This is a genomic window from Amycolatopsis sp. DG1A-15b (genome assembly GCF_030285645.1).
Taxonomy (GTDB): Bacteria; Actinomycetota; Actinomycetes; order Mycobacteriales; family Pseudonocardiaceae; genus Amycolatopsis.
Map to the genome: position 1 here is coordinate 417,059 of NZ_CP127296.1, position 14,806 is coordinate 431,864.

Sequence of the window (14,806 nt, forward strand, 5' to 3'; positions counted from 1 at the left end):
GTGTGGGTGATCTGATCAGGCGGCCCGGCAGCTGCTTGATCAGGGGTTCTGCCAGGGTGTCCGGTTGTGGATCAACAGGGACGGCAAGCCACGGGCAGGTGATCGAAGCGCTGGTCGCCAACCGGCTCACCTCACCGGCGCCGCTGGTGCGGGTGTCGCAATGGGCCTAGCAGTGGGCGGTCGAGGAGGTCTTCGGCATCGCGGCCGAGCGGTTGAACGACGACCGGATCGGACGGACGCTGGACGCGATCGCGCCCGAGCCGGAAGCAATCATCGGATCGGTGGGCGGGAAATACGGTCATCCCAAAGACCGCCGCCACGACCTCAAACAGGTCCAGGCCGGGCTGGCGGTCACCGCGGACGGCGTGGTCCCGGTGTTCCACCGCGCCTACGACGGCAACGCCCGGCGAGGTGGCCCAAGTCGTCGCGACGATGACCGCGCTGACGACCATGGCAACATCCCGGGATTTTCTGCTGATCGGCGACTCCAAGCTGGTCTCCTGCGGCAATCTCGCGGCGATGACCGAGGCCGGTGTCGCGTTCCTGGCGCCGGCGTCCAAGACCCACGTTCCGGCCGCTGTCCTTGCCACCCTGGACATCCACACCGCCGTCGAGGTCGACCACGTGGCCGAACGCGACCGGGGCAAGCCCGCCACCAGGCGAGGCCGGTGGCGGGTCATCGAGGACACCATGACCCTGGCCGGGCCCCGCAAGAAGGATCCGGTCCTCACCCTGCGCCGGGTGTTCGTGCACTCCACCGCCCGCGCCCAAGCCGCCGTCACCGCACGGGAACGCAAACTCGCCCAGGCCCGCGACGATCTCGAGCGGCTGCAACGCGGCCTGGGCAGCCGGCACTACCCCGATGCCGCATCCGTCACCGCCCGGGTCGCCGCGATCAGCCGGGCCCGCCGAGTGAGCACCTACCTACGCACCACGGTGAGCACCGAGGCTGCCACCGGCAAACCCGCCCTGGCCTGGACGTTCGACCAACAAGCCCTGGCCGCCGAGGCCGCCCTCGACGGCTGGCACGCGCTGCTGACCAACCTCGACCCCGCACACGCCGACGCCCCCGAGGTGCTGCGCCGCTACAAGGGCCAGGAGACCGTCGAACGCCGCTACAGCGCGGTCAAGGGACCGCTGGCCGTGGCACCCCTGTTCCTCAAAAACAACCGGCGCATCGCCGCGTTGATCGCTGTGATATGCCTGGCACTGCTGATCTTCTGCCTGATCGAACGCCAGACACGGCTGGCACTCGCCCCGCAGACCACACTCGAGGGACTCTACGCAGGACGACCAGCAAACCCACCGGCCGGCTGATCTTCGAAGCCCTCGCCCGGCTCCGCCTCATCCCCGCCACCGCACACCAACCACCCGGCATCCCACAACCACCACCACTCCAGACCCGGCTCCTGGTCCTGCTCAACGTCGACCCGACCAACCACGATGACCACACCAAGACCAGACCCTGAATGATCGCCAAAGTCGATCACCATGTGCGGAAAACCGATCCAGAGGGAGCCCCGATTGGTACCCGGGAGGAATCTCGCCGGAGGCCATGCCGGGGATCAGCTTCGCCGACGGCGTCGGGGCGGGGTGAAGTGGGAGGAGTCATGGTCGGCCGGCCGTCGACGACCAAGCGGACCTCTCGCCAGCGGGGACGTGCCCGCGCAGCTTTCCGCTCCGCGCGCCGGACCACCCACGACAGTGCCGTCGGCGAATCTTGGTCGACCGTGTCTGGGCAGCGAGGAGATCGCCATGGACTGGATCGTTGAGCGTCGATAAATCCCGAAAGGGTACAGGAATACTTTGGGTGGGGTCCCGAGCGGTCACTGGTAAACATACTTGGTGTCTATGAGAGACATCATTTACAGATGTGATCTTCGGCGATCGGAGTGAAATCTCGTGATCAAACGTAAAGGTGTCATGCTTCTTGCCTGCGGAGTTCTGTTGTTGACCTCGTTCGCGGCGCCGGGTGTGGCAAGTGCGGCATCGGCGCCCACCCAGTTCGTTGCCCAGTCGAGGGCAGCCGGACTCACCTCCGCGGAGGCGGACTGGATGCAACGGATGGCCTCGTGGTACGTGTCGAAGGCGGATGGCAAGCAGACCAGCCCGAACACGGTCGATCTGCCCCACGGCGGTCGCGTCCAGATCGCGCTGCCGGGAGAACAGTACCCCCGTGACTTCTCGCGACCTAACGGCACACTTGCCAGCCAGTGCAACGGGGGAACCGCGCGAGGATATGTATGCGTCTACAGCGGTTACAGGGGCACCGGGACGAGTCTCGCAGGATATTACTGCGGTTATGGTAATAGCATTTACATGAACCCGGAAATCTTCTGGAACTCGGGCCAGGGTTCGTGGGGCAGCAACCAGACCGGCAGTGCGAGAGGACTCTTCTGGACGATCGACGGTCACATCGCAGACTTCATTCCCGCCCAGGGGTACAACCACTACTACGAGTGGGCGGACCGCGAAATCACCGAGTTCGTTCCCTGTGGGGTCTGACAGACGTGCCTGACGATTACCGAACGCGAGGACAGTGTCGGGACCCAGCATCGCAACACCCCGCTGGGCTCCGACAGCCCCACATCTATCGAACTGGCCCAAGCCGAAAGAAGATGCCGGCCGCTGGGTCGCCGGCTCCGCCAAAATCGGGCAGGTATGGCTGACCTGCGGTAATGCCAACGTCCGCCCAGGCCGCACGACGGCGTGAATCCGCTGACCAACGAACCCGGCGAAGCCACGTCACCGCCTGGCGCTGCACCGGTGTTGCCTACCGCGGCAACACCGGTGCAGCCGGGAGACGACGCGACCGACGTCAACCGCTGTAAAGCAGGCGAGGCCGCGGCACCCAGGGTGACGGAGGCTCAGCGCCGTCGACGCGCGCAGGCGGTCGGCCAGCTCGAGGAACCGCCTGCGGGCGGCGTCCTCGCGGCTGGTGCCGCCGAGCATCGAGGAGGCGTAGGCGCTCAGCCCCAGGAGATCGTGACGCGTGCCGGGCCAGGTGGGTCCCGACGGCGCGGATCCCATAGTCGTCCCGAGTTTCCAGCCACGCGCAGGCCAGCAGCCGCCACCGGCGGCGGTGGATCGTCTGCGGCGTGTCCGGCCGGATCGTCGTCGTGGTGATCTCCCACAGCGTCGAGCCGATCAGCAGGTCCGCCTCGGCCCAGCCGGGCAGGACCACCGGGGCCGCAATGCTCAGCGGCCCGGTAGCGATCGGGCAGCCCGGAGCGCCAGCGGGCCAGGGTGCCACTGGTGCGCAGGACACGCACCAGCTGGACGGGCTCGGCCACGACCGGCTCGGGCGCGGCGGCGCGCAGGTCGGCGACGGTGTAGTCACGGCTGCTGTTACGTCGAGGCCGGGCAGGACGCTACCGGCCGGCTGATCTTCGAAGCCCTCGCCCGGTTCCACCTCATCCCCCGCCACCGCACACGAACCTCCCGGCATCCCACAACCATCGCCACTCCAGGCACGGATCCCGGCTCTGCTCAACGTTGAGCCAACCAAACCCAGATGACCAAACCAGGACCAAAGCCCTAAATGATCACCAAAGTTGATCAACCATGTGCGGAAAACGGATCTAGCGGCGGACCGCCTTCAGCTGCCAGACCGGGACGAGGACCCGGCCCTCGGCGTCGGTGCCCAGCCGCGCCAGCTCGGCCGGGTCCTGGTCCAGGATCGTCCGGACGCTCTGCCGCAGCTCCTCCGGCGTCATCGAGGTCGTGTAGAGGGTCGGTTCGAGGCGTTCGATCGTCCAGTCCTTGCCGACGGTCTCCCGCAGGTCGGCTTCGGTGATCAGGTACGGCGCCGGGAAGCCGTCCGGGATTTCCGGCGAGAAGGCGAAGAGGTGCAGCGTTGCGCCGGGCCGCGCCGCGCGGGTCAGCGCGGCGAGGTACCGGCGGCGCTCGTCCTCGGACAGGCAGTGGTACAGCGCGCTGTCGAGGACCGTGTCGAAGCGGCCTTCGTGGCCTTCGAGCTTGGTCGCGTCGGCCACGGCGAACTCGATTTCGAGGCCCTTCTCCGCGGCGCGCGAGCGGGCCTGCTCGACCGCCGACGGTGCCCCGTCCAGCCCGGTGACCCGCAGGCCGCGCGAGGCGAGGAACGCCGAGTTGTCGCCGAGGCCGCACCCGATGTCGAGCACCTCGCCGGTGAACTCGCCGGCGTCGGCCAGCGCGACGACCGCGGGCTGCGGCGCGCCGAGGTCCCACGGCATCTTGCGGCCCATCGGGGTGGCGCCCTGGTACAGCTGTTCGAAGTCGACGTCCTGTACGTCCATGACTGCCCCCTTATTCAACGTGCGATGAGATGACTTCATCCTGCACCCCCTGTCAACCCGGTGGTAGTCCTGGAGCATGAAATTCGGTATTTCGACGTTCGTGACCGACGAGGGCATCCGGCCGGACGTGCTGGGCGCCGCGCTGGAAGAACGTGGCTTCGACTCGCTGTTCCTCGCCGAGCACTCGCACATCCCGGTGCGCCGGGAAAGCCCGTACCCGGGCGGCGGTGACCTCCCGCGCGTGTACTACCGCACGCTCGATCCGTTCGTGGCGCTCGCCGCCGCGGCCACCGCCACGTCGGAGCTGCTGCTCGGCACCGGGATCGCCCTGCTGGTCCAGCGCGACCTGATCCACACGGCCAAGGAGGTCGCGTCGCTGGACCTGATCTCCGACGGCCGCGCGCTGTTCGGCGTCGGCGTCGGCTGGAACCGGGAAGAGATGCGCAACCACGGCACCGACCCGAAGACCCGCGGTGCGCTGATCGACGAGCAGCTGGCCGCGCTCAAGGAGATCTGGACGAAGGACGAGGCCGAGTTCCACGGCGAGCACGTCGACCTCGACCCGATCTTCAGCTGGCCGAAGCCGGTGCAGAAGCCGCACGTCCCGATCTACATCGGCGGCGAGAGCGAAGCCGCCCTGAACCGGCTCGCCAAGTACGGCGACGGCTGGCTGCTCCGGGGCTACACGAAGTACCAGGAGGCGCAGCGCGTCCGCGGCTGGCTGGCCGACCAGGGTCGCGAGGACGTGCAGTTCGCGGTCTTCGGCGGGCCGACGACGCCGAAGGTGATCGACGGCTTCCGCGAGGCCGGCGTCGAGCGGTACACGTTCCTGCTGGACACGCTGCCGGAAGCGGAGACGCTCAAGGCGCTGGACGAGCTGGCCGGGGTGGCCGGGGCACACCGCTGACGCCCGGCCACGGACCCAGCTGCGGGAGGTCGCCGGCGAGGCCGTCGCCGGTGGTCCGGCCGGACAGCCAGGCGGCCACCTCCCGCACGGGCCCGGTGACTTCCGTGCCGCCGGAGCCCCAGCGGCGGTCACCGGCCCGGATCGCGACGCCGTCCGGGAGGCGCCCGGCGAGGAAATCGATCGCGTGGACGGCGAAGTCTTCGGGCCAGTCGGTGACGCCGATGCCGACGTCGAGGTCGACGGCGTGGATCCAGACCTCGCGCCAGCGCGCGAAGACGGTGCTGGACAGCTTGCCGTCGCGGTAGTCGACGTGCTGGTCCCAGTCCCGGATCCGGGCCCAGGCGTCTTCCAGGCGGACGGAGTGCCGGAGCAGGGCGCGCCGGTGCTCGTCGGCGGTCCGGCCCGCGGTCGCTTCGATGATGCCGTCCCGGTCGTGCGTCCGCGGATCGTAGAGCGGGACGAGCACGCCGAGCAGGGCGTTCTCGACCAGGTCGGCGAGCGCGCGGCCGGCGTCGGTGACGTGGGCCAGCACGTGGCCGCGCGTCCAGCCGGGCAGCGGCGACGGCTCGCGGACCTGCTCGTCGGTCAGCCCGTCCAGCGCGCGGTGCAGCCGGCGGTGCGCTTCGGCGACCGCCGCGGCCGGGATCACTTGTCGAGCAGCAGGTGCACCGACAGTTCGAGGCGGTTGGCGACGTCGGCCGCCGACGCGCGGCGGGTCACCCACGCGACCAGGTTCGCCATCCAGACGTCCGCGACCACGTGGAAGATGTCGCGGTCGGCCTCGGTCGGCTCGGCGATGCCCATCGCCTTGGCGAACATGTTCTCCATCAGCCGCCCGACCTGCTCGACCTCGGCGGCGGCGGAGGTGTCGGCGAACATGAACGCGCGCACCATCGCCTCGGTGAGGTGCGGGTCGCGCTGCATCATGCGCGTGTTGCGGCCGAGCACGAACATCAGCCGCTCGGCAGGTGTGTCGCCCGGGATGGCCTGGCGCTCCAGCTTCTCCTGCGCGCGCTCGAACTCGCGGGCCAGCCCGGAGACGAGCAGGTGGATCTTCGAGGGGAAGTACCGGTACAGCGTGCCGAGGGCGACGTCGGCCTTCTCGGCGACGGCGCGCATCTGGACGGCGTCGTAGCCGCCCTTCGACGCGAGTGCGAGGGTGGCGTCGATGATCCGGCGGCGGCGGTCGCGCTGAGCGGCCGAGCCGAGCTCGTCCGCGCCGATCGCGCTCAGGCCGTTGCCGCGGGCCTTGGTCTTGCCTGGCATCGGCATTCCCCCGTCCTTCGGAACTTGTTCCAGTTCACGACGTAGATTACCTGTCCTGGCGAACCTCGCGACAGCTGACCCACTGGCCGAAAAACTGTAACACGTTCTACACTCGCGAGTAGTGTCGCTGCTACCGTGAGGAGGCCCCATGCCGGTCGCGCTCACCGAGGAACAGGCCGCACTGGCCCAGGCGATCCACGCCTGGGCCGCGGCTCATCACCCCCGGGAGGCGGTGCGCGCCGCGGAAACCCGTTCCGGGGCGGCAATCCCGGCCGGCTTCGCCGCGCTCGGCCTGTTCGGTGTCGCGCTGCCCGCGGCGGCCGGCGGGGCCGAGGGCAGTGTCGCCGACCTCGCCGCCGGGCTCGCCGCGGCGGCCGAAGAACTCGTTCCCGGACCGGTGCTGAGCACCGCCCTCGCCGGCCTGCTGCTCGCCGAAATCCCCGAAGCGAAGGAGCTCCTCCCGGCCCTGGCCGAGGGGGAGGCCACGGTCGCGGTCCTGCTGGACGCGCCGTCGCTCGACGACGGCGTCACCGGGCCGGTGCCCGGCGCGGACGCCGGGACCTGGCTGCTGGTCCCGGTCGAGGGTGGCCACGTCCTGCTCGCTCCCGGCACGCCCGGGGTGAGCGTCGAGCCCCTGGCCGCGTTCGACTTCTCGCGCCCGCTGGCGCGGATCCGGTTCTCGGGGGTCCGTGGCGATCTCCTCACCCTGCCGCCGGTCGCCCCGCTGGCGGCGACCCTGGCGGCGGCGGAGGCGGCGGGCGTGGCGCGGCGGTGCCTGACCATCGCCGTCGAGTACGCCAAGGTCAGGGAGCAGTTCGGCAAGCCGATCGGGGCGTTCCAGGCGATCAAGCACCTGTGCGCCGAGATGCTGTGCCGTGCCGAGGCCGCCGAAGCGCTGGCCTGGGACGCGGCTTCGGGGCAGCACCCGCTTTCGGTGGCGAGCGCGGCCGTCGTCGCCCTCGACGCGGCCGTCGCCAACGCCAAGGACTGCGTCCAGGTGCTCGGCGGGATCGGGTTCACCTGGGAGCACGACGCCCACCTGTACCTGCGCCGGGCCGTGGCCCTGCGGCAGTGGCTCGGCGGGTCGTGGCGGCGGCGGGCGGCGTCGCTGGCGCTGTCCGGGACCGAGCGGACGCTGGGCGTCGACGTCGGTGACGACCCCGCGCTGCGGGACGAGGTCGCGCGGATCGCCGCGTTGCCCCCTGGTGATCAGCGGGTCGCCTTGGCTGACGCCGGTTTGCTGACCCCGCACTGGCCGGCGCCCTACGGCCGGGGCGCCGATGCCGCGGAGCAGCTGCGGATCGACGCCGCCTTGAGCGCCGCCGGCGTCCGCCGTCCGGACCTGGTGATCGGCGCGTGGGCGGTGCCGACGATCCTCGAGCACGGCAGCGACGAGCAGCGCGCCCGGTTCGCCCGGCCCACCCTGCGCGGCGAGCTCACCTGGTGCCAGCTGTTCAGCGAGCCCGGCGCCGGCTCCGACCTGGCGGCGCTGCGGACGGCGGCCCGGCGCGTCGACGGCGGCTGGCGGCTGTCCGGGCAGAAGGTCTGGACGTCGTTGGCCCGCGAAGCCGACTGGGGCATCTGCCTGGCCCGCACCGACCCGGACGCGCCCAAGCACAAGGGCATCACGTACTTCCTGGTCGACATGCGCGCCGACGGCATCACGACGCGGCCGCTGCGCGAGATCACCGGCGAGGCGGTGTTCAACGAGGTGTTCCTCGACGACGTGTTCGTGCCGGACGCCGACGTCGTCGGCGCGCCGGGTGGCGGCTGGCGGCTGGCGCGCACGACGCTGGCCAACGAACGGGTGGCCATCGGCAGCGGTTCGGCGGTCGGCGAGAGCGTGCAGACCCTGGTGTCCACAGTGGACGCCTCGGCCCTGGACGAGGTGGCTCTCGACCGGCTCGGCGCGCTGGTGGCCGACGGGGTCGCCGGGTCGGTGCTGGACCTGCGGGCGGCCCTGCGCCGGCTGGAGGGGCAGGACCCCGGTGCGGAGTCGAGCGTCCGGAAGCTGCTCGGCGTGCAGCACCGGCAGGACGTGGCGGAGTTCGCGCTGGAGCTGGCCGGCGCGGGCGCGCTGCTCGCCGACGGCTCGCCGCAGCACGAATTCCTGCTGACCCGCTGCCTTTCGATCGCGGGCGGCACGACGCAGGTCCTGCGTTCCCTCACGGCCGAACGGCTGCTGGGCCTGCCCCGCGGCTGATGCCCCGCGGCGCACGGGTGGGTTGCGTCGAGCAACGGTGCGAAAGGACCGTTCGCGCCGCCGGAGGCAAAACTGTCGGGGTCGTGTTCTAGCGTTGCGGTCGTGGAGTTCAGCGCAGACACCCAGGCCACCTACCTCCCCGCGGATCCCCCGCGGGACGGGGTGCTGGCCCTGTGGGGCGAGGACGTGGCCGGCGGGACCACGATCGAGCTCGTGCTGCCCCGGGGAGCCAAGTTCGCGCGGACGAAGGTCGAGGCCGAGCTGATCCCCCTGGAGCGGGCGCTGCCCCGGCTGCTGTCGGTGGGGGAGGAGGCCAGCCCGGCGGTGGCGGCGTGGTCGGCGGCCGTCAACGCCGGGGTGAACCTCGTCGCCCGGGGGCGGCTGCGGCCGGGCGGGGCGGCGGCCTGGCGGATCGGCCCGCTGGACGCCGCCGACGAGGAACTGCTGCGGGGGCTGGCCGGCGCGCTGCCACCGGAGGCGTACGCGCTGCCGCTGACCGGGCTGAAGAACATCCGCCTGCACTCGCCGGACTCCCTGGTCCGCGCGTTGTGGGACGCGACGGCCGACCTGCTGGTGCGCAGCCCGGCGGCACCCGTCGGCGCGGGCGATCCGGCGTTCGCGGCCCGTGAACCGGCTCTGCTCGGCCCGGACGGCGCGGCCTGGCTGGCGGAGCTGGACGCCCGCGAGCCCCGCGGGATCCAGGTGCTCCTGCGGGTCGAGGGCCTCGACGACGACTCGTTCGCCGGGGTACTGGCGGTGCGCAGCATGGCGGAGCCGAGCCTGGTGGTGGAGGCGGCAACGCTGTGGGAGGCCCCGGACGCGGTGCTGAACCGCCTCGGCGACCAGGTCGAGACGCAGCTGCTGCTGGGCCTGCGCCGCGGCGCACGGGCCTGGGCGCCGCTGGGCCGGGTGCTGACCCAGGCGACGCCCGCTTCGCTGGCGCTGTCCGACGAAGAGGTCGTCGACCTGCTCACCGACGGCGCCCGCGACCTCGGCGGCGCCGGCATCGAGGTGCTCTGGTCGAAGGGGCTGTTCGCGGCGGAGGTGAAGGCGAAGGCGAGCGCGACGCAGGCACCGGCGAGCGTCACTGAGGCGGAGTTCGCCTTGCGTTCGCTGCTGGAGTTCCGCTGGCAGCTGAGCCTGGGCGGCGAGCAGCTGACCGAGGCCGAGGTCGCGGCGCTCGCCGAAGCCAAGCGGCCGCTGGTCCGCCTGCGCGGCCAGTGGGTCCGGGTCGACCCGCAGCTCCTGGCCCGGGTCCGGGGCCGGACCCGCAAGCTGGACGCGGGCGAGGCCCTGGCGGCCGCGTTGACGGGCGAGCTGGAGCTCGACGGCGAACGCGTCGAGTTCGCGGCACCGCCGGCGCTGGGTGGGCTGGCTTCGCGCATCCGCGACCGGGCGGACGCCCTGGTGGCCCCACCACCGGGGTTGCACGCAACGCTGCGCCCGTACCAGCAGGCGGGCCTGTCCTGGCTGGCGACGATGACGGGGCTGGGACTGGGCGCCTGCCTGGCCGACGACATGGGCCTGGGCAAGACGATCCAGCTGATCGCCCTCCACCTGCACCGGCGCGAGCTGGCGAGGTCCGGTGCGCTGGGGCCGGGTCCGGCACAGTTCCGCTGGGCGGAGTCCGGCCCGGCGCAGCCTGACCCGACCGTACCGTCGGCAGCCGAGCCCCCGCCGCACCCCGGCGAGGCCATCCGATCGGCGGCCGACCCGCGCCCCGGCGAGGCGCAGCCCGGCGGCCAGCCCCACGAAGCCACCGCATCCGAGGCCGAGCCGGCGCCGATCGGTGCGCGGCCGGCGGCCGGCGGTGGGATGGCGCCCGCCGGCGGTGAGTCCCCGCCGGGCGGTGCCGAGCCCTCGCCTCCCGGTGTCGAGGATTCCCTCGCCGACCCCGCGCCCCAGCGAGGCGGCGGTCCCACCCTCGTCCTCTGCCCCACCTCCCTCCTCGGCAACTGGGAGCGCGAGTTCGCCCGCTTCGCCCCCGAAATCCCCGTCCGCCGGTTCCACGGCGGCGGCCGCCACCTCGACGACCTCGCGCCCGACGAGGTCGTCCTGGCCACTTACGGCGTCCTCCGCCGCGATCGCGAAACGCTGTCCGAAGTGGACTGGGGGCTGATCGCGGCCGACGAGGCCCAGCACGTCAAGAACCCGTTGTCCGCCACGGCCAAGGAACTGCGCAAGGTGCCCGCGCAGGCCAAGGTCGCCCTCACCGGCACCCCGGTCGAGAACCGGCTCACCGAGTTGTGGTCCATTGTGGACTGGACGACGCCCGGCCTGCTCGGCCCGCTCGACCGCTTCCGCCGCACCGTGGCGCGGCCGATCGAACGCGACCGCGACAAGGCGGTCACCGAGCGGCTGGCCACCACCGTCCGGCCGTTCCTGCTGCGGCGGCGCAAGTCCGACCCGGACATCGCCCCGGAACTGCCGCCCAAGACCGAGACCGACCGGTTCGTCCCGCTGACCGCCGAGCAGACCACGCTCTACGAGGCCGTCGTGCGGGAGAACCTCGCCGAAATCCGGGAAACGCAGGGCATCAAGCGGCGCGGGCAGGTGCTGCAGCTGCTCACCGAACTCAAGCAGATCTGCAACCATCCCGCGCAGTTCCTCAAGGAACCGCACGGCGCGCTCACCGGCCGCTCCGGCAAGCTCGCGGCGTTCGAAGAACTCCTGGACGTGATCCTCGACGAGGGCGAAAGCGTCCTGGTGTTCAGCCAGTACGTCCAGCTCTGCCGCCTGCTCGAGCGGCGTCTCAAGGACCGCGGGTTGCCCACCGAGCTGCTCTCCGGCGACAGTTCCCCGGCGAAACGGCAGGACATGGTCGACCGGTTCCAGGCCGGCGAGATCCCGGTGTTCCTGCTCTCGCTCAAGGCGGGCGGCGTCGGGCTCAACCTGACCCGGGCCACCCACGTGATCCACTACGACCGCTGGTGGAACCCGGCGGTGGAGGACCAGGCCACCGACCGCGCGTACCGGATCGGGCAGGACCGGCCGGTCCAGGTGCACCGGCTGATCGCCGAGGGCACCCTCGAGGAGCGGATCGCGGAGGTCCTCGAGAAGAAACGCGGCCTCGCCGAGTCGATCGTCGGGGCGGGGGAGGACTGGATCACCGAACTGTCCGACGACGAGCTCGCCGACCTGGTCCGGCTCGGGGGCGGGTGATGCCACCGAGGCGGAACTTCGGCACGACGTGGTGGGGCCGGGCCTGGGTCGAGGCGCTGGAGAAGCGCGCGAAGCTCGACCCGAACCGGCTGCCGCGCGGGCGGACGTACGCGCGGAAGGGCACGGTCAGCGAGCTGCACGCCGGGGCCGGTGCGGTGAGCGCCCGGGTGCGCGGCAGCCGGCCGGAGCCGTACAAGGTGACGATCGCGATGCGCACCTTCACCGACGGCGAGTGGGACACGCTGCTCGGCGTGGTCGGCACCCAGCTCGGCCACGCGGCGGCGCTGCTCGACGGCGAGCTGCCGGGCGCGCTCACCGAGCAGGCGCGCGAAGCGGGCGTCGATCTGCTGCCGGGCCCGGGCGACCTGCGGCCGCGGTGCTCGTGCCCGGACTCGGCGAACCCGTGCAAGCACGTCGCCGCGGTGTACTACCTGGTCGCCGACGAGGTGGACCGCGACCCGTTCACGCTCTTCCTGCTGCGCGGCCGCCCGCGGGCCGACGTGCTGGCCGAGCTCCGCGCCCGCCGGTCGCCGGCGCGCGGCGAGAAACCGAAGCTCCCGAAGCCCGTCGACGAGGGCCTGACACCGCGCGCCGCCTACGCGCGACGGCCGGGCGCGATCCCCGCCGTGCCGCCGCCACCGCGGGTGGCCGGGCCGCCGGCGGTGCTGGACCTCGACCCGCCACCGGGCACGGGCTGGACGGCGGCGGCGCTGTCCGCCCTCGCGGCGGACGCGGCTTCCCTCGCCCGTGACCTCCTGGCCGGTGGACCGACGGCGGCGGAGCTGACCTTCGACGAAGACCTCGCCCGCCGCGCGGCCGGCCGCTCCGGCGCGGAGACCACCGCCCTCGCCACGGCGGCGGGGATATCCCCACGAGACCTGGTCCGCTGGGCCGAGGCCTGGCGCGAAGCAGGCCGCGGCGGCCTGGCCGCCCTGCGGGAGACCTGGCAGCCCGGCCCGGGACTCCTGGCCGAGGCCGAGTCGCTCCTGGCCGACGCGGGCCTCCCGGGCAAACCGAAGATCTGGCGCAACCGCGTGACCCACGGAGAGCTGCAATTACGCTACGGCCGCGACGCACGCTGGTACCGCTTCGTCCGCGAAGGAACGGAGTGGCGCCTCGACGGACCACCTTCGGCAAGCCCCGTGGACCTCGTTTACTGACCTCCCCGCAGGAGCGCACCAATGAGGTTTTCTCAGTAGCGTCCGTGGTGTTCGTGGTGGGTGAGGACGAGTGCTGCTTTGGTAGGCCTTGTCGGTGGATCAGGCTGGCGTCGAGGATCACGTGGGTGTCCCCGGCGGCCGGATCTCCCACTGGGTCGAAGCAGGCTTGAGCACCACCACCGCCGGCGAGGTCATCGACTACGACGTCATCGAGAACGACATCACCGCCGACACCGGCCTCCTCCACGCGCCTGATCCCACCACGGCAACCCCTCGCATGCACCCGGAGCTGTTGCGGCGGCTGGACAACCGGGCGTCAGGTCGTGGTGAACCGGCCTGAGGACCGCGAGGTGCGGCGAGGTCATCGACTACGACGTCATCGAGAACGACATCACCGCCGACACCGGCCTCCTCCACGCGCCTGATCCCACCACGGCAACCCCTCGCATGCACCCGGAGCTGTTGCGGCGGCTGGACAACCGGGCGTCAGGTCGTGGTGAACCGGCCTGAGGACCGCGAGGTGCGGCGGATCTGCGTTCAACGCACCCAAGGTGGCCTTGGGGCGCGGGCGCTTACCGGTGCTCGGCCTTCCAGGCGTTGTAGGTGTGGTCCAAGAACCGCGCCACCCCGCGGACCACGTGCGCCGACCGCACCGACGTGAACACGTCGAACGCGTGCTGCGCCCCCGCCAGCTCCGCGTACGCCACCGGCTGCCGGGACTTCTCCCGCAGCCGCGAGACGAACTCGCGTGCCTCGCGCACCGGGACCAGCGAATCGTCCCGGCCGTGGATCACGAAGAACGGTGGCGCGTCCGAGGTGATCCGGTCCAACGGGGACGCCGCGATGTAGTCGTCCAAGTGCCCCACCGGGTCCCGGTCCGGTGCGAACACCCGGCGGGCGATCAGGCTCTCCAGCCGGTACTTGCTCGCCGGTGCGCCGGACGTCGCCGCGAAGTCGTACACCCCGTAGTGGGGGATGCACGCCTGGATGCTCGTGTCCGCGTCTTCGAACGATGGCTGCAACGCCGGGTCGTTCTGCGACAGCGCCAGCAGCGCCGACAGGTGGCCGCCCGCCGAGCCACCCGTCACCGCGACGAACCGGGGGTCGCCGCCGTACGAAGCGATCGAAGAACGGATCCACGCCAGGGCCTGCTTCGCCGCGACGATGTGCGCCGGCCAGCGGTGCGCCGGTGACAGCGGGTAGTTGATCGCGACGCACACCCAGCCCCGGCGCGCCAGGTAGCGCATCAGCGGCCGGCCCTGCTCCTCCTTGTTGCCGATCACCCACGCGCCGCCGTGGACCTGCAGGAGCACCGGGGCGCCGGAGACCGGCGAAGAAGGCCGGTACACGTCCAGCAGGAACCGCTTGCCGCCCGGGGCGTACGCGATGTTGCGGTCGATGCGGACGTCGGGCGCGCCCATCCGGAACGGCAGCGCCAGCTCACCCCACGGCAGGCCCAGGTCGGAGCGGCCCAGCTCCTGCGCGTAGTCCTCACCCAGGGCCGAGGTGAGCGCCTTCTCGATCTCCTCGCGGGCGCCGTGCCCGGTGCGGATCAGCGCGGCCAGCCCGGCGGCGGACGCGGCCGCCATCGCCAGACCCGCCTTCGTCGACCGGTCGCCGGTGCCGTGGCGGGCCACGTGGACCAGGGAATCCGCCGCCGTCAGCGCCAGGAACTGCGGGGCCAGCTCGCCGGTCAGCCACCCGGCGAAGAACACCGGGATCGTCGTGGACCGCGCCCGCAACGGGCGGAGAGCGTTGGCGGTGAGACCGAGCTGGACCGCGCGACGGATCAGGAAATTCGGCTGCACCATCGCGATAGTACCGGCGAGTA

12 protein-coding genes are annotated in these 14,806 nt (G+C 71.8%); 7 read left to right on the top strand and 5 right to left on the bottom strand.

The features are described from left to right. Positions 1-131: 131 nt before the first annotated feature. The gene (locus QRY02_RS01950; protein ID WP_285989766.1) at positions 132-452 is read right to left on the bottom strand and encodes a hypothetical protein; all 321 of its coding nucleotides are present in this window, start codon (positions 450-452) and stop codon (positions 132-134) included. Between QRY02_RS01950 and QRY02_RS01955 the strand changes: the two genes are divergently transcribed. Together QRY02_RS01955 and QRY02_RS01960 are read left to right on the top strand one after the other, a co-directional pair. Then, a complete protein-coding gene (locus QRY02_RS01955; protein ID WP_285989767.1) occupies positions 433-1,317 on the top strand; it encodes an IS1634 family transposase in 885 nt (294 codons plus the stop codon). The genes QRY02_RS01950 and QRY02_RS01955 overlap by 20 nt on opposite strands. Positions 1,318-1,902: 585 nt before the next feature. Further along, entirely contained in the window at positions 1,903-2,505 is a 603-nt protein-coding gene (locus QRY02_RS01960; RefSeq protein ID WP_285989768.1) for a hypothetical protein, read from the top strand. Positions 2,506-3,581: 1,076 nt separating this feature from the next. Here QRY02_RS01960 and QRY02_RS01965 read toward each other — a convergent pair. Continuing rightward, complete coding sequence (locus QRY02_RS01965; RefSeq protein ID WP_285989769.1) at positions 3,582-4,277, bottom strand: class I SAM-dependent methyltransferase; 696 nt, start codon at positions 4,275-4,277, stop codon at positions 3,582-3,584. Positions 4,278-4,353: 76 nt separating this feature from the next. On the opposite strand from QRY02_RS01965, the gene QRY02_RS01970 reads away from it, so the two are divergent. Next, positions 4,354-5,184 (top strand): LLM class F420-dependent oxidoreductase, encoded by an 831-nt coding sequence (locus QRY02_RS01970; RefSeq protein WP_285989770.1) that lies wholly within the window; start codon positions 4,354-4,356, stop codon positions 5,182-5,184. On the opposite strand, the gene QRY02_RS01975 is transcribed toward QRY02_RS01970, so the two are convergent. Beyond that, on the bottom strand, positions 5,138-5,833 hold the full coding sequence (locus tag QRY02_RS01975; protein ID WP_285989771.1) for a maleylpyruvate isomerase family mycothiol-dependent enzyme: 696 nt from the start codon (positions 5,831-5,833) through the stop codon (positions 5,138-5,140). The two genes, QRY02_RS01970 and QRY02_RS01975, sit on opposite strands and share 47 nt — an antisense overlap. Beyond that, the gene (gene kstR / locus QRY02_RS01980) at positions 5,830-6,456 is read right to left on the bottom strand and encodes a cholesterol catabolism transcriptional regulator KstR (protein WP_086849903.1); all 627 of its coding nucleotides are present in this window, start codon (positions 6,454-6,456) and stop codon (positions 5,830-5,832) included. The genes QRY02_RS01975 and kstR overlap by 4 nt, the downstream gene beginning before the upstream one ends. 142 nt (positions 6,457-6,598) lie before the next feature. Here kstR and QRY02_RS01985 point away from each other — a divergent pair, with 142 nt between their 5' ends. The 4 genes from QRY02_RS01985 (at position 6,599) to QRY02_RS02000 (ending at position 13,315) form a co-directional block, all read left to right on the top strand. Further along, complete coding sequence (locus tag QRY02_RS01985) at positions 6,599-8,653, top strand: acyl-CoA dehydrogenase family protein (RefSeq protein WP_285989772.1); 2,055 nt, start codon at positions 6,599-6,601, stop codon at positions 8,651-8,653. Positions 8,654-8,755: 102 nt separating this feature from the next. After that, positions 8,756-11,815: a DEAD/DEAH box helicase gene (locus QRY02_RS01990; RefSeq protein WP_285989773.1), complete on the top strand. Its 3,060-nt coding sequence runs from the start codon at positions 8,756-8,758 to the stop codon at positions 11,813-11,815. After that, a complete protein-coding gene (locus QRY02_RS01995; RefSeq protein WP_285989774.1) occupies positions 11,815-12,975 on the top strand; it encodes an SWIM zinc finger family protein in 1,161 nt (386 codons plus the stop codon). Before QRY02_RS01990 ends, QRY02_RS01995 begins: the two co-directional genes overlap by 1 nt. Before the next feature lie 166 nt (positions 12,976-13,141). Then, entirely contained in the window at positions 13,142-13,315 is a 174-nt protein-coding gene (locus tag QRY02_RS02000) for a hypothetical protein (protein WP_285989775.1), read from the top strand. 232 nt (positions 13,316-13,547) lie between these two features. Here the strand turns inward: QRY02_RS02000 and QRY02_RS02005 are convergent, their stop codons facing one another. Further along, positions 13,548-14,783 (bottom strand): alpha/beta hydrolase, encoded by a 1,236-nt coding sequence (locus QRY02_RS02005; RefSeq protein WP_285993742.1) that lies wholly within the window; start codon positions 14,781-14,783, stop codon positions 13,548-13,550. Positions 14,784-14,806: the final 23 nt, after the last annotated feature.

Excerpts from the sequence above, each read along its gene's own strand:
- QRY02_RS01965 (WP_285989769.1), bottom strand. The coding sequence starts at position 4,277 with ATGGACGTACAGGACGTCGACTTCGAACAGCTGTACCAGGGCGCCACC.
- QRY02_RS01985 (WP_285989772.1), top strand. The coding sequence starts at position 6,599 with ATGCCGGTCGCGCTCACCGAGGAACAGGCCGCACTGGCCCAGGCGATC.
- kstR (WP_086849903.1), bottom strand. The coding sequence starts at position 6,456 with ATGCCGATGCCAGGCAAGACCAAGGCCCGCGGCAACGGCCTGAGCGCG.
- QRY02_RS01970 (WP_285989770.1), top strand. The coding sequence starts at position 4,354 with ATGAAATTCGGTATTTCGACGTTCGTGACCGACGAGGGCATCCGGCCG.
- QRY02_RS01995 (WP_285989774.1), top strand. The coding sequence starts at position 11,815 with ATGCCACCGAGGCGGAACTTCGGCACGACGTGGTGGGGCCGGGCCTGG.
- QRY02_RS01955 (WP_285989767.1), top strand. The coding sequence starts at position 433 with ATGACCGCGCTGACGACCATGGCAACATCCCGGGATTTTCTGCTGATC.
- QRY02_RS01950 (WP_285989766.1), bottom strand. The coding sequence starts at position 452 with ATGGTCGTCAGCGCGGTCATCGTCGCGACGACTTGGGCCACCTCGCCG.